The sequence below is a fragment of the Streptomyces sp. NPDC057445 genome (assembly GCF_042802855.1).
Taxonomy (GTDB): Bacteria; Actinomycetota; Actinomycetes; order Streptomycetales; family Streptomycetaceae; genus Streptomyces.
The window spans coordinates 508445-528398 of record NZ_JBHVDH010000001.1 but is presented as its reverse complement, the minus strand read 5'-3'; the positions used below and the strand labels follow the sequence as shown (position 1 = coordinate 528398).

Annotated in this window: 17 protein-coding genes and 1 pseudogene; 6 read left to right on the top strand and 12 right to left on the bottom strand. The window is 70.1% G+C overall.

The window, feature by feature from the left end:
* Positions 1-88: 88 nt before the first annotated feature.
* Genes ACFU5O_RS02440 through ACFU5O_RS02425 form a run of 4 tightly spaced genes read right to left on the bottom strand, consistent with a single transcriptional unit; the run spans position 89 to position 3236 of the window.
* On the bottom strand, positions 89-511 hold the full coding sequence (locus ACFU5O_RS02440) for a Fur family transcriptional regulator (RefSeq protein WP_384235343.1): 423 nt from the start codon (positions 509-511) through the stop codon (positions 89-91).
* Between the two features lie 51 nt (positions 512-562).
* Entirely contained in the window at positions 563-1456 is an 894-nt protein-coding gene (locus ACFU5O_RS02435; protein ID WP_384235341.1) for a metal ABC transporter permease, read from the bottom strand.
* Between the two features lie 2 nt (positions 1457-1458).
* On the bottom strand, positions 1459-2226 hold the full coding sequence (locus tag ACFU5O_RS02430; protein ID WP_384235339.1) for a metal ABC transporter ATP-binding protein: 768 nt from the start codon (positions 2224-2226) through the stop codon (positions 1459-1461).
* 35 nt (positions 2227-2261) lie between these two features.
* On the bottom strand, positions 2262-3236 hold the full coding sequence (locus ACFU5O_RS02425; protein ID WP_384235336.1) for a metal ABC transporter substrate-binding protein: 975 nt from the start codon (positions 3234-3236) through the stop codon (positions 2262-2264).
* Between the two features lie 143 nt (positions 3237-3379).
* On the opposite strand from ACFU5O_RS02425, the gene ACFU5O_RS02420 reads away from it, so the two are divergent.
* The 3 genes and pseudogenes from ACFU5O_RS02420 to ACFU5O_RS02410 all read left to right on the top strand — a co-directional run bounded on the left by ACFU5O_RS02420 (position 3380) and on the right by ACFU5O_RS02410 (position 5367).
* Positions 3380-4762 carry a glycine--tRNA ligase gene (locus ACFU5O_RS02420; protein ID WP_384235334.1) on the top strand — a complete coding sequence of 461 codons (1383 nt, stop codon included), beginning with the start codon at positions 3380-3382 and terminating at the stop codon, positions 4760-4762.
* A gap of 66 nt (positions 4763-4828) precedes the next feature.
* Positions 4829-4987, top strand: a pseudogene (locus ACFU5O_RS02415) (sensor histidine kinase); the annotation flags it as partial.
* Between the two features lie 161 nt (positions 4988-5148).
* Positions 5149-5367, top strand: coding sequence for a hypothetical protein (locus ACFU5O_RS02410; RefSeq protein WP_384235331.1), 219 nt, complete (start codon positions 5149-5151; stop codon positions 5365-5367).
* Positions 5368-5427: 60 nt separating this feature from the next.
* On the opposite strand, the gene ACFU5O_RS02405 is transcribed toward ACFU5O_RS02410, so the two are convergent.
* Complete coding sequence (locus tag ACFU5O_RS02405; RefSeq protein WP_384235329.1) at positions 5428-6015, bottom strand: TetR family transcriptional regulator; 588 nt, start codon at positions 6013-6015, stop codon at positions 5428-5430.
* Positions 6016-6053: 38 nt separating this feature from the next.
* Positions 6054-7082: an aldo/keto reductase gene (locus ACFU5O_RS02400; protein WP_384235326.1), complete on the bottom strand. Its 1029-nt coding sequence runs from the start codon at positions 7080-7082 to the stop codon at positions 6054-6056.
* A gap of 408 nt (positions 7083-7490) precedes the next feature.
* On the opposite strand from ACFU5O_RS02400, the gene ACFU5O_RS02395 reads away from it, so the two are divergent.
* Positions 7491-7718 carry a DUF6243 family protein gene (locus ACFU5O_RS02395; RefSeq protein WP_384235323.1) on the top strand — a complete coding sequence of 76 codons (228 nt, stop codon included), beginning with the start codon at positions 7491-7493 and terminating at the stop codon, positions 7716-7718.
* A gap of 76 nt (positions 7719-7794) precedes the next feature.
* On the opposite strand, the gene ACFU5O_RS02390 is transcribed toward ACFU5O_RS02395, so the two are convergent.
* The 6 genes from ACFU5O_RS02390 to ACFU5O_RS02365 all read right to left on the bottom strand — a co-directional run bounded on the left by ACFU5O_RS02390 (position 7795) and on the right by ACFU5O_RS02365 (position 15166).
* Positions 7795-8376, bottom strand: a complete 582-nt coding sequence (locus ACFU5O_RS02390; protein WP_384235321.1) for a DUF6434 domain-containing protein — start codon at positions 8374-8376, stop codon at positions 7795-7797.
* 111 nt (positions 8377-8487) lie between these two features.
* Positions 8488-9627: a hypothetical protein gene (locus tag ACFU5O_RS02385; protein ID WP_384235318.1), complete on the bottom strand. Its 1140-nt coding sequence runs from the start codon at positions 9625-9627 to the stop codon at positions 8488-8490.
* Between the two features lie 35 nt (positions 9628-9662).
* Positions 9663-10310 carry a dioxygenase gene (locus ACFU5O_RS02380; RefSeq protein WP_384235316.1) on the bottom strand — a complete coding sequence of 216 codons (648 nt, stop codon included), beginning with the start codon at positions 10308-10310 and terminating at the stop codon, positions 9663-9665.
* A 167-nt stretch (positions 10311-10477) separates the two neighbouring features.
* Positions 10478-12850 carry an ATP-binding protein gene (locus ACFU5O_RS02375; protein WP_384235314.1) on the bottom strand — a complete coding sequence of 791 codons (2373 nt, stop codon included), beginning with the start codon at positions 12848-12850 and terminating at the stop codon, positions 10478-10480.
* Positions 12851-12963: 113 nt separating this feature from the next.
* A complete protein-coding gene (locus ACFU5O_RS02370; RefSeq protein WP_384235311.1) occupies positions 12964-13578 on the bottom strand; it encodes a Uma2 family endonuclease in 615 nt (204 codons plus the stop codon).
* 100 nt (positions 13579-13678) lie between these two features.
* Positions 13679-15166, bottom strand: a complete 1488-nt coding sequence (locus tag ACFU5O_RS02365; protein ID WP_384235308.1) for an MFS transporter — start codon at positions 15164-15166, stop codon at positions 13679-13681.
* Between the two features lie 52 nt (positions 15167-15218).
* Here ACFU5O_RS02365 and dusB point away from each other — a divergent pair, with 52 nt between their 5' ends.
* Complete coding sequence (dusB, locus tag ACFU5O_RS02360; RefSeq protein WP_384235306.1) at positions 15219-16412, top strand: tRNA dihydrouridine synthase DusB; 1194 nt, start codon at positions 15219-15221, stop codon at positions 16410-16412.
* A 401-nt stretch (positions 16413-16813) separates the two neighbouring features.
* Entirely contained in the window at positions 16814-19522 is a 2709-nt protein-coding gene (gene ppdK, locus ACFU5O_RS02355; RefSeq protein WP_384235304.1) for a pyruvate, phosphate dikinase, read from the top strand.
* Positions 19523-19954 lie beyond the last annotated feature (432 nt).

Below are 19954 nucleotides of genomic sequence, written 5' to 3'. Positions count from 1 at the left end.
ACTCGTCGCAGCTCTGTCGGACCCGCAGGCCCCCAGGATCATTGCCCGCGCATGAGAGAACCGGCGCACATGGACGCCGTGAACGCCGTCAGGCCTCCGTCGCAGTGGCCGCGCACTCCGCGCACGTACCGAAGATCTCCACCGTGTGCGCCACGTTCACATAACCGTGCTGAGCCGCGATCGTCTCCGCCCACTGCTCCACCGCGGGGCCCTCGACCTCGACCGCCTTGCCGCACATCCGGCACACCAGATGGTGGTGGTGCTCACCGGACGCACAACGCCGGTACACCGCCTCGCCGTCGCTCGTGCGCAGCACGTCCACCTCGCCCGCGTCGGCGAGGGACTGCAGCGTGCGGTACACCGTCGTCAGGCCGACCGAGTCGCCGCGGTGCTTGAGCATGTCGTGCAGGTCCTGCGCGCTGCGGAACTCGTCCACCTCGTCGAGTGCCGCCGCCACCGCGGCCCGCTGTCGGGTCGACCGGCCGCGTACGGGGGGTCCAGCCGTCGCCACAGGTGCCTCCTTCGTTCCGCCCGTTGCCGGCGGCCATTCTGCCAGCCCGGGTCAGACCTTCACGTCGTCGGCCGGGCGGCGGCCGACCGGAACGTCCAGATCGCACCGAGCCTCCGCGGCCGCCAGGGCCCTCGCCCGCCGTCCGGCCAGCGGCGTGGCGAGCAGCGTCAGCAGCACGAACACGGCGATCGCCAGCAACACGATCGTCGCACCCGGCGGCACGTCCTGGTAGTAGGAAGTGACCGTGCCCGACAGCGTCACCGCGATACCGATCGCCACCGCCACGACGAACGTCACCGCGAACGAGCGGGTGATCTGCTGCGCGGCCGCCACCGGCACCACCATCAGCGCACTCACCAGCAGCAGACCCACCACGCGCATCGCGACGGTGACGGTGACCGCCGCAGTCACGGCGACGAGCAGATTCAGCGCCCGCACCGGAAGCCCCGTGACCCGGGCGAACTCCTCGTCTTGGCTGATGGCGAACAGCTGCCGCCGCAGCCCCACCGTCACCAGCAGCACGAAGGCCGCAAGCAGACAGATCGCCGTGATGTCCTCGTCGGAGACCGTGGACAGCGATCCGAACAGATAGGAGGTGAGGTTGGCGTTCGACCCGGAGTCACTGAGGCTCATGAGCATGACGCCGCCCGCCATACCGCCGTAGAACAGCATCGCCAGCGCGATGTCGCCGCGCGTGCGCCCGTACGCCCGGATCAGTTCCATCGCGACCGAGCCGACGACCGCGACCAGCGTCGCCATCCACACGGGGTTCGTGGAGAGCAGGAAACCGAGGCCGACGCCCGTCATCGCGACATGGCCGATGCCGTCGCCCATCAGCGCCTGGCGGCGCTGCACCAGATGGATGCCGACGGCGGGCGCGGTGATGCCGACCAGTACGGCGGCCAGCAGCGCCCGCTGCATGAAGGGGTCCTGGAGGAATTCCATGATCAGGTCAGCAGTCCCGTGCGGAGCGGCTCGTCGGCCGCGTGCGGATGTACGTGGTCGTGGCCCGGCAGCGCATGCTGGCCGACGGCCTCGGGGGGCGGACCGTCGTGGACCACACAGCCGTCGCGCAGCACCACCGCGCGGTCGATCAGCGGCTCCAGCGGGCCCAGCTCGTGCAGGACCAGCAGCACCGTGGTTCCGGCCGCGACCTGCTCGCGCAGCGTCCCGGCAAGGATCTCCTGGCTGGCCAGGTCCACGCCCGCCATCGGCTCGTCCATGATCAGCAGCTCGGGGTCGGCGGCGAGCGCGCGGGCGATCAGCACCCGCTGGTGCTGGCCGCCGGACAGGGCGCTCACCGCGTCCTTCGCCCGGTCGGCGAGCCCGACGAGCTCGATGGCACGCTGTACGGCCGTCCTGTCGGCCCTGGAGGGCCACCTCAGCTTCGTACGCGACAACCGGCCGGAGGAGACCACCTCACGGACGGTCGCGGGGACGCCGCTCGTCGCCGTGGTGCGCTGGGGTACGTAACCGACCCGCGCCCAGTCCCGGAACCGGCGCAGCTCCGTACCGAAGAGGGACACCGTGCCGTCGGTGAGCGGCACCTGGCCGATCACCGACCGTACGGCGGTCGACTTGCCGGAGCCGTTGGCGCCGAGCAGCGCCACGACCTCGCCGCGGCCGACGGTGAGGTCGACGCCGCGCAGCACGGGGCGCGAGCCGAGCGTGGCCTTGGCCCCGCGGACGGATATGACGGGCTCGCTCACACTCATGACTGCTCCTCCCGGTACTGCTGCCGTACTGCTCGTCACTTCGCGCCGAGAGCCTTCTGCAGCGCGGCGAGGTTGGACTCCATCACCCCGACGTAGTCATCGCCCCTGGACCGGTCCGTGATTCCCTCCAGCGGGTCCAGGACGTCCGTCTTCAGGCCCGCGTCCTTGGCGAGGGTCTTCGCGGTCCGGTCGCTGGCGAGGGTCTCGAAGAAGACCGTGGTGACCTTGTCCTCCTCGGCGATGGTCCGGAGCTCCTTGATGCGCGCGGGGCTGGGCTCGGACTCGGGGTCGATGCCGGCGATGCCCTGCTGCTCCAGCCCGTAGCGCTCGGCGAGGTAGCCGAAGGCGGAGTGGGTGGTGATGAAGGTCTTGGTGCCGGTGTTCTTCAGGCCCTCGGTGAACTTGGTGTTCAGGCCGTTCAGCTTGGCGACCAGCGCGTCGGTGTTCTTCTTGTAGTCCGCGGCGTGGGCCGGGTCGGCCTTCTCCAGCGAGGCGCCCACGCCCTTGGCGACCTCCGTGTACTTGACCGGGTCCAGCCAGACGTGCGGGTCGGCGGCGCCTTCGTGTTCTTCGCCGGTGTCCTCCTCGCCCTCGTGGCCGTGGCCGTGGTCGTGACCGGCGCCGGTGCCGTGGGCCTCGAGCTCGGTGAGAGTGGCGGCGTCGACGGTGTTCTTGACGCCCGCCTGCGCGATGGCCTCGTCGACGGCGGGCTGGATGCCCTTGAGGTAGAGAACGTAGTCGGCCCGGCGGAGCTCAGAGACCTGCCTGGGCTTCAGCTCCAGGTCATGCGGCTCGACGCCCGGCTTGGTGAGGGTTGTGACCTCGACATGGTTGCCGCCGATCTGCTCGGCGAGATACTGCATGGGGTAGAAGGACGCCACCACATCCAGCTTGCCGCCGCTGTTGCCGCCGTCCGCCGTGGAGGACCCCGAGCATGCGGAGAGCGTGAGGAGGCTCAGCGCGGTCGCTCCGGCGACGGCGGTGGCGGGTATGAGGCGTCGTACGTTCATGACAGTCATTTTCAACAAAATTGGAAACGATTGTCAACAAAGTTCGGGGCGGGCCTGCACCCGGGACCGATTTGATCCCAGGGGTGCGGCCGCCGGTAACCTGAAGCATTCGCTTCGCCCGTCGTCGTAATGAAGAGAGCACCGTGGCCGCCGACAAGATCGACACGATCGTCAACCTGAGCAAGCGCCGTGGCTTTGTCTACCCGTGCAGCGAGATCTACGGCGGACAGCGTGCCGCCTGGGACTACGGGCCGCTGGGTGTCGAGCTCAAGGAGAACATCAAGCGCCAGTGGTGGCGCTACATGGTCACCGCGCGTGAGGACGTCGTCGGTCTCGACTCGTCGGTGATCCTGGCGACCGAGGTCTGGGAGGCCTCCGGCCACGTCGCCACGTTCACCGACCCCCTGACCGAGTGCACCTCCTGCCACAAGCGCTTCCGCGCCGACCACCTGGAAGAGGCGTACGAGGAGAAGCACGGCCACGCCCCCGCCAACGGCCTGGCCGACATCAACTGCCCCAACTGCGGCAACAAGGGCCAGTTCACCGAGCCCAAGCAGTTCTCGGGCCTCCTCTCCACCCACCTCGGCCCCACCCAGGACTCCGGCTCCGTCGCCTACCTGCGGCCCGAGACGGCCCAGGGCATCTTCACCAACTTCGCCCAGGTCCAGCAGACCTCGCGCCGCAAGCCGCCGTTCGGCATCGCCCAGGTCGGCAAGTCGTTCCGCAACGAGATCACGCCGGGCAACTTCATCTTCCGCACCCGCGAGTTCGAGCAGATGGAGATGGAGTTCTTCGTCAAGCCGGGCGAGGACGAGAAGTGGCACGAGTACTGGATGGAGCAGCGCTGGAACTGGTACACCGGCCTGGGCCTCCGTGAGGAGAACATGCGCTGGTACGAGCACCCCAAGGAGAAGCTCTCCCACTACTCCAAGCGCACCGCCGACATCGAGTACCGCTTCCAGTTCGGCGGCAGCGAGTGGGGCGAGCTCGAGGGCGTCGCCAACCGCACCGACTACGACCTCAACGCCCACTCCAAGGCATCCGGCCAGGACCTGTCGTACTTCGACCAGGAAGCCGGCGAGCGCTGGACGCCGTACGTCATCGAGCCTGCCGCCGGTGTCGGCCGCACCATGCTGGCCTTCCTCCTCGACGGCTACAACGAGGACGAGGCCCCCAACGCCAAGGGCGTCATGGAGAAGCGCACCGTGCTGCGCCTCGACCACCGCCTCGCCCCGGTGAAGGTCGCGGTCCTGCCGCTGTCCCGCAACCCGCAGCTCTCCCCGAAGGCCAAGGGCCTCGCGGCCGACCTCCGGCAGAACTGGAACATCGAGTTCGACGACGCCGGCGCCATCGGCCGCCGCTACCGCCGCCAGGACGAGATCGGCACCCCGTTCTGCGTCACCGTCGACTTCGACACCCTCGACGACAACGCCGTGACCGTGCGCGAGCGCGACACCATGAAGCAGGAACGTGTCTCCCTGGACCAGATCCAGGGCTACCTCGCCACCCGCCTCATCGGCGCCTGACGCGAACCCCGTCGAAAAGGCCGGCCGGGCACCAGCCCGGGCCGGCCTTTTCCGCGCTCACGCGCAACACAAGACCTCACCCAGAGCCGCGCCGGCGCCGTCGACGCGATCGCCGCCGAACGCCGCAGCATCGAACGGGACCTCACGACGGCGCCCGGCAACGCCTCGTCCCACTCGCCCTCAACCTGGGCATCGATCGCCAAGGCCACCCTCACCGACCTGCCGCGCGCGGACGCCGACCACCGCAAGTGCCCGCCGTTCCGCGCGCCCTGAAAGGTGGCGGCTGAGAACCAGGAAGGCAACGCTCAGGACAACAGCATCACGAGACCCTGCCGTTGATGTTGCTACTGCTGCACACTGGGGCGCACTCGCCACCAGGAGAAACGATGCCTTCCATGACCAGCAGCAAGGTCAGCAGATGGGACCAGCACGGCCGCGAACACGTCGTCCACGTCAGGAAGTCGGGCATACAGCGCACATTGACCTGCGACACCTGCGGCTGGCGCAAGGGCGCGCAGTTCCTGCCGTGGCTGAAGGCGGAGGAACACCTCGCGGAGGCCCACCAGGCGACGGTCGACCCGGGAGCGGGCAGCGGCACGGCCTGACCCGCACGACATGACCCGCACGACCGACCCTCGCGGCCCGCGCGGCCTCAGAGGAGGAGCTCAGGCGCGCAGACCACGCAGCAACAGCTCGCACACCGCACGGAACTCGTCGTCGACCGAAGGCCTCCGCCACTCCGGAGCATGCACGGGATCGTGGAAACGGACCGTCGCGTCGAACACCGCCTGAGCGGCCGCGATCGGGGACGGAGCCTCGAACTCGCCACTGCGGACACCTTCTTCGACGATCCGGGTGAGCTGGCTGACCAGCACCACCAGATGCTCGTCCACCACGCCACTGGCCTCGGTGATCAGCACGCTGTAGGTGGCGAACAGCTCGGGATCGTCGCCCGCCTTGTGGCGCTTCGCCTCGAAGAGGCCCGCCAGCCACGCGCGCAGCTTCTCCTCCGCCGACCGGGCCGGTGCTTCCGTGATCTCAGAGAGAAGTGCCTCGGTCCTGCCGAGCCAGCGGGCCGTCACGGCTTCGCGCAGCGCCGCCTTCGTACGGAAGTGGCGGTAGACGCTGCCGTGGCTCACGCCGAGCACGCGCGCCACGTCGACGACCGTGGCCTTCGCCGGGCCGTAGCGGCGCAGCACCTCCTCGGTTGCTTCGAGGATGCGCTCGGTCGTCAGGGTCTCCGTGGTCGGCATGGCACCGACGGTACCCGGAGGCTTTCTGCCCGCCGTCATCAGTGCTCGCTGTCCAGATGGGCCATCTGCGCCTCCGGGTAGCGCGCACCGGCCGCCGCATCCGCCGGGACGGCCCGCTCGATCGCCTCCAGATCGGCGGCGTCGAGGCCGACGCCGAGGGCGCCGAGCGCCTCGGAGAGCCGGTCGCGACGACGGGCACCGACCAGCGGGACGATGTCCTCGCCGCGCGCCAGTACCCAGGCGATCGCGATCTGCGCGACCGAGACACCCTTCTGCTCGGCGATCTTGCGGAGCTGCTCGACCAGATCGAGATTGTGCTGCAGATTCTCGCCCTGGAAACGCGGACTCATGCCACGGAAGTCGTTCGGGGCGAGCTTGCGGTCGCTGGTGAAGTGGCCACTGATCAGGCCCCGGGACAGCACCCCGTAGGCAGTGATGCCGATGCCCAGCTCGCGGGCCGTGGGCAGGATCTCCGGCTCGATACCGCGCGAGATCAGTGAGTACTCGATCTGGAGATCGGCGATCGGGGCGACGGAGGCCGCCCGGCGCAGGGTCTCCGCGCCGACCTCGGACATACCGATGTGGCGCACATGGCCGGCCTGGACGAGGTCGGCGATGGCGCCGACGGTCTCCTCGATCGGGACGTCGGGGTCGACGCGGGCGATCCGGTAGATGTCGATGTGATCCGTGCCGAGGCGCTGCAGGGAGTACGCCACGAAGTTCTTCACCGCGGCCCGCCTGCCGTCATAGCCGGACCAGCCGCCGTCCGGGTCGCGCAACGCACCGAACTTCACGCTGGTCAGCGCCTTTTCACGCGCCCCGGGCGACGCGGTGCGCAGCGCCTCGCTGATCAGGAGCTCGTTGTGGCCCATTCCGTAGAAGTCGCCGGTGTCGAGCAGCGTGATCCCGGCGTCGAGCGCGGCGTGGATCGTGGCGATGGACTCGGCCCGGTCGGATTCCCCGTAGAGCGCGGACATGCCCATGGTGCCGAGGCCGAGGGCGGAAACCTGGGGGCCGGTGGTGCCGAGGGTGCGGGTGGGGAGGGGCTGAGGGACGTTGGAGGTCATGAGGATTCCTCGCGGAGGGGAGACGGGTCGTCGGATAACAACCATGACATGACGGATGACAGATTTCAATATTTGTCAGTCGTCATCTGTCCGCGCCCGGTCGTCAGGGCGGGCTTCGCCTGCGTCCAGGGCGTCCGGCCCCCCTCGTCCTCCGGCCTCGCCCCGGCCCTTGGCTCCGCCCCGTCCCTCCGGCCCCGCCCCGCCCCCTGGCTCCGCCCCGCGTCCTTCCGGTTCCGGCCCGGCCCCTCTCCCTCCGACACAAAAAACCAGGTGACCCACCGGTGCCCGGGGCGGTACCGTCGCGTCATGTTCTCCTTCTTCCAGATCTACGAGTGAGCGAGCGGCGGCTCCGTCCCGCCCTCACCAGCTGACATCCGGATCACTTCTCACCAGGACGGGAGAACCCCCATGGCCAAGAGCCGAAACAACCTCCTCGGCGTCGGCGGACAGCGCAAGAAGCTGTCCCGCGCCGACCAGCACGGCAATGGACCCGCGCGCAACGCAGAGCGCCAGGCGTCCGCCGACCAGAAGCAGGAACTGCTGCGCAAGATGCGTGAGCGCGCCCAGGGCCAGCAGTCCGAGGAGGCGCAGTCGCAGTCGGCACCGGCCGAGGGTGGCACCGGCACGCAGAGCTGACGCTCGTCCCGCATGCAGATGGGCCCGGTTCACTTCCTGTGAACCGGGCCCATCGGTCTTTCTCCCCGCTCTCTCCTCATCTCCGCCAGGCGCGTTCCCTGGGCCCGGCGCGATGGTCCCGCCAGGCGTCCAGTGCCTGTCGGCGCGTGCCCGACGGATGTTCGGCGTGCCAGGCGCGCAGAAAGCGGTTGAACTCGAACTGCTCGCCGATCGCCTGTGGCCGGCGCGCCTCGTCCCGTGTGTCGTGCCAGTGCCGTACGGCGTCGGACAGGGTCCTGCCGGCGTTCTCCGCGATGAACGCCCGCATGAAGGCGTCGAAGTGGAACGCCTCGCCGATCTCCCTGGTGAAGAAGGCCCGCAGCACCTGGCTGCATCGCTGACCTCCGGGAATGACCGTGTCCCCGTCGACCGGTGCGGTGAGCTGTGCCGCGCGGCGCGGGCGGCGCGCCGCGGCGGGCGGGGTCGTGTCCGGGAGGGGTGTCCCGTCGAGAGCTGCGGCGAGCCGCCCCGTCAGCGCGGCCTTCCCGCCCCCGGTCGCGACCTCCATCGACCGGGCGAGGCCGGTGAGTTCGCTCAGGGTCCAGTACCAGCGCAGGAGTTCGTGTCCGGAGAGCTCCGCGGTCAGCGGTGGCCGGGACTCACTTGGATCCGTACTCACGTTCCTATTCTTGCTCATGTCCGTGGCACCCGGAGACGCCGGAGCGGACTCGTGGGCCGGGACCACGTGGGGTGGTCCCGGCCCACACCGCGTTCCGCGGGCACGATGCCGTCAGCCGCCGTAGCGGGTGGCTGCCGGTACCAGGTCGCCCCGCTTGGCGATACCCACGGTCCACAGTCCACCGGTGCCGGGTACCGCGGAGAACCCGCGGATCACGACACCGGGGTCGGGGGCCTGCGACCAGCGGCGCTGCTGGGCGTCCCAGCGCAGGGCGAGGGAGACGGCGCCCTTGCCGCCGACGGCCCACAGGGTGCCGTCCCCGCCGCGGCCCACGGCCCGAAGCCGGCCGTCCGGGACGTCCGGTGTGGGGGCCGTGGACCACTGCTCGCCGTCCCAGCGGACGGCGAAGGGGCGTTCGGAGCCCTCGGTGACCGCGCCGCCCACCGCCCAGACGTCGCCGGCGGCTGTTGCGGTGACGCCGGCCAGCCAGCGGTGTTCGCCCTTCCTCGCCGCGGGTGCGGCGACCCGCTTCCAGGAGGTGCCGTCGAAGTGCAGCAGCAGGGCGGTCTGTTCGGCGCCATCGGTGGCATAGGCCGCGCCCACCGCCCAGATGTCGTCGGGGGCGATGACGGTGAGGCCGGTCAGTTCGCCCTTGCCGACGTCGGGCAGGCTCTGCCTGCGCCAGGCCGAGCCGTCCCACGACTGGACGGCCGGCACCGCGTTCTTGACGGACTGCGGCACCGCCCGGCCCACGGTCCACGCCTTGCCGTCGGAGGTTGTCGCCACCGCGTCGGGTACGACCCGGCCGTTCGGGTCGCGTGCCAGGTCGTGGGCGGTCCAGGAGGTGCCGTTCCAGTGCGCCGTCGTGGTGCCCACCGACCAGATGTCACCGGCCGCCCGTACGGCGAGGGCCTGGGGGAAGCTGTTGGGCGGCAGTGTCGACTGCTGCTTCCAGGAGGTGCCGTCCCAGCGCAGGGCCAGGGCCTCCACCTGGTTGGTGCTCGTCAGCCGGTATCCGACGGCCCACGCCTGGGTGGCGCTGAGCGCAGCCACGGCGGTGAGGTCCCCCTTGGCCACCGGGACGGGGGTGGACTGCCACTGCCCGGCCCGCGGTGACAGCGCGGTCCGCGCCGCGGCCGGGGCGGCATCGGAGGCGGACCCACCGGCCCCCGTCAACACCAGGGTCCCGGTCGCGACGGCCCCGGCGGCCAGAGCGGCCAGCAGGGGGACCCGGCGTTTCCTCGTGTTCATCACGGACTCCTCGGGGGTGGGCCGTTCGTGGCCGGTCACCGGACGGCGGTCTTGACGACGAAGTCGAACGCGCCGCTGTAGCGGCCGTCCTGCGGGTCCGGGCCCGTCAGCGCGATCGTGCAGGCGCGGTTGATGATCCCGTCCATGGCGTTCAGAGCGGCGAAGTCCCTGCCGTACGCCTCGGTGTTGTCGGGGAAGTACAGCTGCGTGATCAGTACGGGGCCGCCCGGGGCCTGGACCTGGGTGTGGATATGGGGGGCCCTTCTGCCCCAGCGGCCCCAGTAGTCGCGGGGGATGATGGTCCGCAGCCGGAAGGTGCCCCGTGCGGTCGTGTACTGGTGGCCGCGCAGGGAGAAGCCGGACGTGTCGTAGTCGCCGTTCCGGTCGCACTGCCAGAACTCGACGAGTGTGCCGGGCAGCGGCGTGCAGGCGGTGTCGTAGACCACGCCGGTCAGATCGAGCCGGACGCCGTCGACTGCCGGGGTGATGAGGTCCGTACGCTCCGGCGACTGCGGTTTGAACAGCGGCCCTTCCATCGCGGCGGGGGTTTCGTGACCGTCGCAGGCGGGTGTGACGGCCAGGGGGCGCCCGGCCCGGCGTGCCTCCTGCACGACGGTGAGCCGGCCCGCGGGGGCCGCGGGTGCGGCGGCGGCCCCGGTGACCGCGAGGGCGGCCGCGGTCACCCCTACCGAGCTCGTTCTGATGAACGTCCGCCGTGAGCTGGAGTGTTCACCGCTTGGATCATGCTCCTGGCGCATTGCGTCTCCTCGCCGTATCCGACCTTGGTCCGAACAGCTTGGCCGCCGCTGCGGGAGAGCGGATCGGTCGGACGACCGGTCGCCCGGTGGCGTTACGAAACCTCGTGCCTGCGGATCCACAAGGCGATCTGCGTACGGGACCGCAGCCCCAGCTTGTCGCGGACGTTGTCGAGGTGGGTGGAAACGGTGCTCGCCGAGAGGCCGAGACGGACGGCGATCTCGCGATTGGTCAGGCCGTCGGCGACGAGTGCGGCCACCGCGGCCTCCCGCCCGGTCAGCGGGGACGTGTGGCTCCCGTCCGTTGCCCGGCCCTCGTGAGCGCGGTGACGCAGGGCGTACGCGATCAGGCGCGGCCAGGTCAGTCGCAGGGCGCCTGCCGCCGCCGTGTCCCGGACCGCGGACGGCAGCGCGGCCGCGGCCGCTGCCGCAGAGGCCTCGATCCGGCACTGCCAGGCGGCCTCCGGTTCGGTGTCCAGGCGATCACGGGCCTCGGCGGCGGCCGTGAACAGGCGCACCGCGCGCCGCATCTCACCCCGTTCGGCGGCGGCGACGGCCAGACCCTCCAGGGGATAGAGCGCGTGGAAACTCTCCCCGGGTACGGCACGCAGCGCCTCGGCGAACAGGCCCTCGGCCGCGTGGAGATCGCGCAGGGCGAGCCGGGCCGCGCCGGCCGTGTGCAGGGCCGCCGCGAGCCGGCACCAGGAGGACTGCTTCCGCAGCGGCGGCAGGCAGCGCGACATGAGCTCGTCGGCCTCGGCGGCTCTGCCGGTGTGGAGGAGGGCCCAGGCGAGGTGGTGCCGGGACCAGGCTTCGTCGTGGGGGCGGCCGAGCCGGGTGACGAAGGTCAGGCACTCGTCGAGGTCGGCGACGGCCTCGGCGAACTCGCTGCGGCACAGCCGGGCGGCGGCCCGGGCGTCCAGGGCGTTGGCGAGTTCAGCGGGGTGGCCGAGGCTTCGCGCGACGGCGACTGCCTGCTCGGCGTGGCGGAGCGCGGCCTCGCGGTCGGCCTGCTGGGCGGCGGCGCGGGCGGCGAGGGCGAGGGCGGAGGCCCTGGTCCGGGAGCCGCCGTTCTGTCCGAGCAACTGTGTCAGGAGGGCGCGGGCGGCGGTCGGTTGCTCCTGCTGGAAGCGGATGCGGGCCAGTGCCAGGGCCAGTGGGACGGGCGGGGAGCCGTGGCGGTGGGTGGTGTGCGCGACGGCCGCCGCGAGGTTCTCCCGCTCCTGGGTCGTCGGTCCGCCCGACTGGTCCGCGAAGACCTGGTCGGCGGCGGGCTCCAGCAGACGGGTCAGCCAGTCGACGGCGCGCTGCCAGGTGGTGTGCAGCTCACCGGCCTCGGTGAGACGGTCCAGGGCGTAGGCGCGGATGGCGCTCAGCTGCCGGAAGCGTGCGGCGCCGTCGCCGCCCGGCATCCGTACGACAAGGGATTTGGCTTCCAGGGCGAGGAGTACGCGCAGAACGTGCTGCGGCTGCTTCTCGGTGCAGACCGCGGCAGCTCCCTCGGCGTCGAATCCGCCGACGAGGACGGAGAGGCGGCGGAAGAGGATCCGCTCCTGCGGATCCAGTAGTCGATGGCTCCAGTCGATCGCGGCGGCCAGCTCGCGATGGCGGCCGGGGCCGGTTCTGCTGCCGTCCGTCAGCAGGCTGAGCTGATCGTCGAGCCCGGCGAGGATGTCCGCGGGAGGGAGGGCGGCCGCGCGGCGGGCGGCCAGTTCGATGGCGAGCGGCATGCCGTCCAGGCGACGGCAGATCTCGGCGACGGCCCGGGCGTTGGAAGGGTTCAGCCCGAAACCGGGCGCGGCGCCGGTGGCACGCTCCACGAAGAGCCGCACGGCATCGGCCTTGACGACGGCCGCCGGGTCGTCGTCCTCGCCGGCCGCCGTCAGCGACAGCTCGCCGACCCGGAACACGACCTCGCCCGGTACGCGCAGCACCTCACGGCTGGTGGCGAGGATCCGCAGCTCCGGGCAGCGGCCCAGCAGATCCGCGGCGAGCCTGGCGCACGCCTCGGCCAGATGCTCGCAGTTGTCCAGGACCAGCAGAGTGCGGCGGTCACCGAGCGCATGGGCGAGTACGTCGACGCCGGTGCGGCCGCCCCGTTCACCGACGCCGAGGGCCGCGGCGACGGCAGCGGGCACCCGGTCGCCCTCGTCGAGCGAGTCCAGTTCGACGAACAGCGCGGGAGTGTTCGCCGTGAACTCCAGAGCCAGCCGGGTCTTGCCCACGCCGCCCGGGCCGGTCAGGGTCAGCAGCCGTGCGGTCCTGAACAGGGTGCGCAGACGGGACAGTTCGTGGCGTCGTCCGACGAAAGAGTCCAGCGCCCCGGGCGGCGCGCCGCCCGGCAGCCGGGCGGGGGCGGGCTTCTGCCCGGGCCGCGCCGCCCGGCGCCGGAAGGCGCGCTGTCTGCACGCTCCGGAGCAGTACCGGGCGGGCCGCCCGCCCTGCCCCGCCCGTCCTTTACCGGGCAACTCGACCCCGCACACCTCACACGTCCGACTCGGGCTCACCTGTCGCATCCTGGCGGAGCGGGCCTGCCCGCACCATCAGGTCCCGGGAAGGGTGATCCACGCCGCAGTGGGTGTCAGTCCTCTGCGGGTCCGGGAGGAACCTTGAACGTCGAGGTGTCGAGCTCGCAGCCGTACGGGTCGGGGATTTCCAGCTTTCCGCCGAACGCGACCGTTGTCCGCGAGAGGTAGCCCTTCGTGGACGGGCCCCAGAACACCGAGGCGGTCTCCTCCTGCATGTCGATGAGGAGATACACGGGCACGCCCGACCTGCCGTATACCGGGGCCTTGTCCTGCCGGTCCACAAGCCGGGTCGAGGAGGACGTCAGCTCGCAGACGAAGGAGAGGGCCTCGCCGTCGACGTGCCTGCCGTCGCCCTGAAAGGCGGATTCTGCGACACCGTAGATGTCGGGGCCGTACGCACGCTCCTCATCAGGAAAGGTGAACAGGAACGGCGCGTGGTCAACGAAGTGACCCTCTGGTGCGTGGGGATCCAGCTGCGAGCGGATGGAGCGCATGATGGGCGAGTAGAACTTGCGCGACCAAGGCGACATGACGATGTTTCCCCCGACGATCTCTGCCCGGTAGCCGTCGGGCACCTCCATGGTCAGCAAGGTCCGGCACAGCGCCTCGAAGCGCGGTGAGCCGTGGGGAACCTCTATGGTCGTCGGTCGCTCAAGCATCAGTGTCATGATGCGCCCTCCCTCGCACACGAGGCCAGACAGCCACGCGTGATTCACTGAACACCCAGCGTATCCAACGGGTGTGACAGCCCATCCTCGCTCGGAGGAATCAGGACGTACGGCTGTCCGCCGGCACCCGCACCCGCGCCCACTCCAGCCTCTCGGCCGTCCGCCGTGCCGTTCCCCGCGCCCACCGGCCGCTGGTCGCGAGGCCGACGAAGAGGACGGACAGTCCGCAGCCCGTGATGATCCACCAGGCGGGCCGGCTGGCCTCGACGAAGCTCTCCGTGTGGCCGACGGCGCCGGTGCCCGCGGCCAGGACCGAGCCGATGACCGCGACGCCGAGCGTGGCGCCCGTCTGGCGGCTGGTGGAGGCGACCGCGGCGGCGACGCCTGCCTGGGAGCGGGGCATTCCGGAGACGGCGGTGTTGGTGATGGGGGCGTTGACCATGCCGAAGCCGAGGCCGAACAGGACGTACCCGGTGAAGAGGAGTGCCGTGGTCGTCTCGGCCTCGAACGCGGCGAAGAGCAGGCCGCACGCGGCCATGGAGACCCCGGCGACGATCAGCGGCAGTCGTGGCCCCCGGCTGCCGACGAGGCGGCCCGACAGCGGGGCGCAGACGAAGGTGAGCGCGGCCATGGGGAGCATGTAGAGGCCGGCGTCGAGCGGGGAGAGTCCGCGGACGTCCTGCAGATAGAGGGTGTTGAGGAAGAGGAAGCCGCTGAGGGCGGCGAACGAACTGATCGCGATCACGGTCGCGCCGCTGAAGGGTGCCGAGCGGAAGAACCGGAGGTCGATGAGGGGTTCGGGGTGTCTGGGCTCGTACGTCAGCACCCCCGCGAGGGCGAGCACGGCGATCCCGGCGAAGGGGAGCACACCGGCTCCCTCGCTGGGCGCCTCGATGATGGCGTAGGTGACCGAGCCGAGGAGGGCCATGACGAGGAGCTGGCCGACCGGGTCGGGGCGGCGGGGCTTCGGCGCGCGGGACTCGGGGATGAAGCGCCAGGTGAGGACGAGGGCGACGAGGCCGACCGGGACGTTGATCCAGAAGATGGAGCGCCAGCCGACCGTTTGGACGAGGAGGCCGCCGACGACCGGCCCCGCGGCCATCGAGATGCCGACGACACCGCCCCAGGCACCGATGGCGCGGGCGCGTTCGCGCGGGGCGGTGAAGGTGTTGGTGATGATCGACATGGCGACCGGGTTGAGCATCGACCCGCCCACGGCCTGGACCATGCGGAAGGCGACGAGCGATTCGAGGTTCGGGGCGAGGGAGCAGAGGACGGAGCCGAGGGTGAAGAGGACGAGCCCGGCCTTGAAGACCTTGCGGCGGCCGATCCGGTCGGCGGTGGATCCGGCGAGGATCAGCAGCGAGGCGAGGACGAGGGTGTAGGCGTCGATCGTCCACTGCATACCGGCGACCGAGGCGCCCAGCTCGCTGCGCATGGAGGGAAGGGCGACATTGAGGACGGTGTTGTCCAGGCTGACGATCAGCAGGCTCATACAGCAGATTGCCAGGATCAGGAGCCGCCGCCTGGGGCTCGGCAGGGGCGGGGGAGCGCCGGCGGGGCCTTGCGCGGGCTCGGACACGGACATGCGTACATAGTACGGCTAACTAATGAACTTGACGGTGAGCGACAATGGGCGAATGACCACGCTCGCCCAGCCCTCCACGCTGTCCATCGGCCCGCACGCCGTGCAGCCCCCCGTGGTGCTCGCTCCGATGGCCGGCATCACCAACGCGCCGTTCCGTACCCTCTGCCGTGAGTTCGCCGAAGGCGTGCGGGGCTTCGGGGGTCGCCCCCCGGTGGATGCGGCCTCGGGCGGCAAGGGGCTGTTCGTCAGCGAGATGATCACGACGCGGGCGCTGGTCGAGCGCAACGAGAAGACGATGCAGCTCATCCACTTCGACGAGAGCGAGACGCCGCGCTCGATCCAGCTGTACGGAGTGGACCCGGTCACCGTGGGCAAGGCCGTCCGCATGATCGTGGACGAGGACCTGGCCGATCACATCGATCTGAACTTCGGCTGCCCGGTCCCGAAGGTGACCCGCAAGGGCGGGGGCTCGGCGCTCCCGTACAAGCGGAATCTGCTGCGGGCCATCCTGAACGAGGCCGTCGGCAACGCCGGGAGCCTGCCGGTGACGATGAAGATGCGCAAGGGCATCGACGACGGCCACATCACCTACCTGGACGCCGGCCGGATCGCGGTCGACGAGGGTGTCACCGCCATCTCGCTGCACGGGCGTACGGCGGCGCAGCACTACGGCGGCACGGCCGACTGGGACGCCATCGCGCGCCTCAAGGAGCACGTCCCGGAGATCCCGGTGCTCGGCAACGGCGACATCTGGTCGGCGGACGACGCCCTGCGGATGATGCGCGAGACCGGCTGCGACGGGGTGGTCGTGGGGCGCGGCTGCCTGGGCCGGCCGTGGCTGTTCGGCGACCTGGTCAGCGCCTTCGAGGGCGGGGGCACGTACGCGCGGCCCTCGCTGCGTGAGGTCGCGGACGTCATGGTGCGTCATGCGCAGCTGTTGGGGCAGTGGATCGGTGACGAGTCCCGCGGGGTGATCGACTTCCGAAAGCATGTGGCCTGGTACCTCAAGGGCTTCGCGGTCGGTTCCGAGATGCGCAGGAAGCTCGCGGTGACGTCGTCGCTGGACGAGCTGCGCGCTCAGTTGAGCGAGCTCGATCTGGACCAGCCGTGGCCGGCGGGCGCGGACGGGCCGCGCGGGCGTACGTCCGGGAACAACCGGGTCGTCCTGCCCGACGGCTGGCTGAAGGACCCCTACGACTGTGCGGGTGTGAGCGAGGATGCGGAACTGGACACCTCGGGGGGCTGACCGGGACCCGGGCACGGATGGGTCCGGATGCTGGAACGCGCCTGTTCAGGGCGGCGTGATTCTCGCCACCCTTGATAGAGGGTCCGCTCAGATGAGCGTTTCCGGGACGGCTGCAACCTTAGAAAGGGTGGCACTGAGTGCCACCCTTTCTGTGTTCAAGAGTTGAACTCAAATGCCCTGAAGGTCGCTCATCTGAGCGGATAACCTTCGCGTTGGGTCAAGCGCTCTTCGAGGCGTGAAGAAGTCCCGGCAGGAGCGTTAACACGTCAGTAACCTGCGATCTACTGGCGGACGGGTGGTTAAGGCCGAATGACAGACAAGTGGACGTACCCAAACGCCTTCGATCTGGGTATGTTCCTCGCCGTCAGGGCAGCCACCGAGTCCTCGAGGAGTCGAGACCCGTGTCGGAAAACAAAGATCAGAAGTTCGTCTACGACTTCACCGAGGGCAACAAGGACCTCAAGGACCTCCTCGGTGGCAAGGGTGCGAACCTCGCCGAGATGACCAACCTCGGTCTGCCCGTCCCTCCGGGCTTCACGATCACCACAGAGGCGTGCAAGGTCTACCTCGACAGCGGCGAGGAGCCCGTGGCACTGCGTGACGAGGTGAGTGCGCACCTCGAGGCGCTGGAGCAGCGCATGGGGAAGAAGCTCGGCCAGGCCGACGATCCCCTTCTCGTATCCGTACGCTCCGGTGCCAAGTTCTCCATGCCCGGCATGATGGACACCGTCCTCAACATCGGGCTCTCGGACAAGTCGGTGGAGGGCCTGGCCGAGCAGGCCGGTGACGAGCGCTTCGCCTGGGACTCCTACCGCCGGCTCATCCAGATGTTCGGCAAGACCGTCCTCGGCGTCGAGGGCGAGCTCTTCGAGGACGCCCTCGACGAGGCCAAGGCGGGCAAGAAGGTCACCGTCGACACCGACCTCGAGGCCGCCGACCTCAAGAAGCTCGTCAAGCAGTTCAAGAAGATCGTCAAGACCGAGGCGGGCCGCGACTTCCCGCAGGACCCGCGCGAGCAGATGGACCTCGCCATCAAGGCGGTCTTCGACTCCTGGAACACCGACCGCGCGAAGCTCTACCGCCGCCAGGAGCGCATCCCCGGCGACCTCGGCACCGCGGTCAACGTCTGCTCCATGGTCTTCGGCAACCTCGGCCCCGACTCCGGCACCGGTGTCGCCTTCACCCGTGACCCCGCGTCCGGCCACCAGGGCGTCTACGGCGACTACCTGCAGAACGCGCAGGGCGAGGACGTCGTCGCCGGTATCCGCAACACCGTGCCGCTCGCCGATCTGGAGAAGATCGACAAGAAGTCGTACGACGAGCTGATGCAGATCATGGAAACGCTCGAGACGCACTACAAGGACCTGTGCGACATCGAGTTCACCATCGAGCGCGGCCAGCTGTGGATGCTGCAGACCCGCGTCGGCAAGCGCACCGCCGGCGCCGCCTTCCGTATCGCCACCCAGCTGGTCGACCAGGGCCTGATCGACGAGGCAGAGGCGCTGCAGCGCGTCAACGGCGCGCAGCTGGCGCAGCTGATGTTCCCGCGCTTCGACGACAAGGCCAGGACCGAGCTGCTGGGCCGCGGTATCGCCGCGTCACCCGGTGCCGCGGTCGGCAAGGCCGTCTTCGACTCCTACACGGCCGTCAAGTGGTCGCGCTCCGGCGAGAGGGTCATCCTGATCCGCCGTGAGACCAACCCCGACGACCTCGACGGCATGATCGCGGCCGAGGGCATCCTGACCTCCCGAGGCGGCAAGACGTCGCACGCCGCTGTCGTCGCCCGCGGCATGGGCAAGACCTGTGTCTGCGGCGCCGAGGAACTCGAGGTCGACACCAAGCGGCGCCGGATGACGGTGAACGGCACCGTCGTCGAGGAGGGCGACCTCGTCTCCGTCGACGGCTCCACCGGCAAGGTGTACCTCGGCGAGGTCCCGGTCGTGCCGTCCCCGGTCGTCGAGTACTTCGAGGGCCGGATGCACGCGGGCGCCGACGATGCCGACGAGCTCGTCCAGGCCGTGCACCGGATCATGGCCTACGCGGACCGGGTACGCCGGCTGCGCGTCCGTGCCAACGCCGACAACGCCGAGGACGCGCTGCGGGCGCGGCGCTTCGGTGCACAGGGCATCGGCCTGTGCCGCACCGAGCACATGTTCCTCGGTGAGCGCCGCGAGATGGTCGAGAAGCTGATCCTCGCCGACACCGACGAGGAGCGCGAGGACGCGCTGAAGAACCTGCTGCCGCTGCAGAAGAAGGACTTCGTCGAGCTCTTCGAGGCGATGGACGGGCTGCCGGTGACCGTGCGGCTGCTCGACCCGCCGCTGCACGAGTTCCTGCCGGACATCACCGAGTTGTCGGTGCGCGTCGCCCTCGCAGAGGCCCGCAAGGACCACAACGAGAACGACCTGCGCCTGCTCCAGGCCGTGCACCGGCTGCACGAGCAGAACCCGATGCTGGGACTGCGCGGTGTCCGTCTCGGCCTGGTCATCCCCGGCCTGTTCACCATGCAGGTACGGGCGATCGCCGAGGCCGTTGCCGAGCGCAAGAACGCCAAGGGCGACCCGCGCGCCGAGATCATGATCCCGCTCGTCGGCACCGTCCAGGAGCTGGAGATCGTCCGCGAGGAGGCCGAGCAGGTCATCGCCGAGGTCCAGGCGAAGACCGGCGTCGAGCTCAGGCTCGCGCTCGGCACCATGATCGAGCTGCCGCGCGCCGCGCTGACCGCCGGTCAGATCGCCGAGGCCGCCGAGTTCTTCTCCTTCGGTACGAACGACCTCACCCAGACGGTGTGGGGCTTCAGCCGGGACGACGTGGAGGCCAGCTTCTTCACCGCGTACCTCGAGAAGGGCATCTTCGGCGTCAGCCCCTTCGAGACCATCGACAAGGACGGCGTCGGCTCGCTCGTACGGTCCGCCGTGGAGGCCGGCCGCGCCACCCGCCCCGACCTCAAGCTCGGTGTCTGCGGTGAGCACGGCGGCGACCCCGAGTCGGTGCACTTCTTCCACGAGGTGGGCCTGGACTACGTGTCCTGCTCGCCCTTCCGGATCCCGGTCGCCCGGCTGGAGGCGGGTCGCGCGGCGGCGCAGTCGTCCGGCAGCGACAGCCGCTGATCCGGTGATCGGTGCGGGGCCGGCGTTTCGGCCGCCCCGCATATGACTCCGGGGCCGTCGGTGGTTCACCCTCACCCTCACCGACCCGCCGACGGCCCCGGCGCACCACGAGACGAGCGGGACGAGCACCTTGTGCGGAGGTGCCCGTCCCGCTCGTCTTCTTTTCCGCGCCCGGGTGCCTGTTGAACGGCGGAGCAGTAAGGGCTTTAACGGAAGTTGGATTTCCGCCATTCGTTGAGCAAAGAACAGGCGGGGCGCGGACGGCGGATCCCCACCCGCCGGCCGCGCCCCATTACCAATGTCGGACACGGAGCCGCAACCTCCGCCGACCGCCGCCAGGCGTGGAAAGCCCCCCACGGTCTTTACCTCGCCCCTCGGTACCCGAAGGTTTCGTGCCCGACGTCGTACAGCTTTTCGGTTCGCTGTGGTTCT

Bases quoted from the DNA above. Each gene is read 5' to 3' on its own strand.
- ACFU5O_RS02425 (WP_384235336.1), bottom strand. From the start codon at position 3,236: ATGAACGTACGACGCCTCATACCCGCCACCGCCGTCGCCGGAGCGACC.
- ACFU5O_RS02365 (WP_384235308.1), bottom strand. From the start codon at position 15,166: ATGTCCGTGTCCGAGCCCGCGCAAGGCCCCGCCGGCGCTCCCCCGCCC.
- ACFU5O_RS02405 (WP_384235329.1), bottom strand. From the start codon at position 6,015: ATGCCGACCACGGAGACCCTGACGACCGAGCGCATCCTCGAAGCAACC.
- ACFU5O_RS02435 (WP_384235341.1), bottom strand. From the start codon at position 1,456: ATGGAATTCCTCCAGGACCCCTTCATGCAGCGGGCGCTGCTGGCCGCC.
- ACFU5O_RS02385 (WP_384235318.1), bottom strand. From the start codon at position 9,627: ATGAACACGAGGAAACGCCGGGTCCCCCTGCTGGCCGCTCTGGCCGCC.
- ACFU5O_RS02370 (WP_384235311.1), bottom strand. From the start codon at position 13,578: ATGACACTGATGCTTGAGCGACCGACGACCATAGAGGTTCCCCACGGC.
- ACFU5O_RS02400 (WP_384235326.1), bottom strand. From the start codon at position 7,082: ATGACCTCCAACGTCCCTCAGCCCCTCCCCACCCGCACCCTCGGCACC.
- ACFU5O_RS02395 (WP_384235323.1), top strand. From the start codon at position 7,491: ATGGCCAAGAGCCGAAACAACCTCCTCGGCGTCGGCGGACAGCGCAAG.
- ACFU5O_RS02410 (WP_384235331.1), top strand. From the start codon at position 5,149: ATGCCTTCCATGACCAGCAGCAAGGTCAGCAGATGGGACCAGCACGGC.
- dusB (WP_384235306.1), top strand. From the start codon at position 15,219: ATGACCACGCTCGCCCAGCCCTCCACGCTGTCCATCGGCCCGCACGCC.
- ACFU5O_RS02430 (WP_384235339.1), bottom strand. From the start codon at position 2,226: ATGAGTGTGAGCGAGCCCGTCATATCCGTCCGCGGGGCCAAGGCCACG.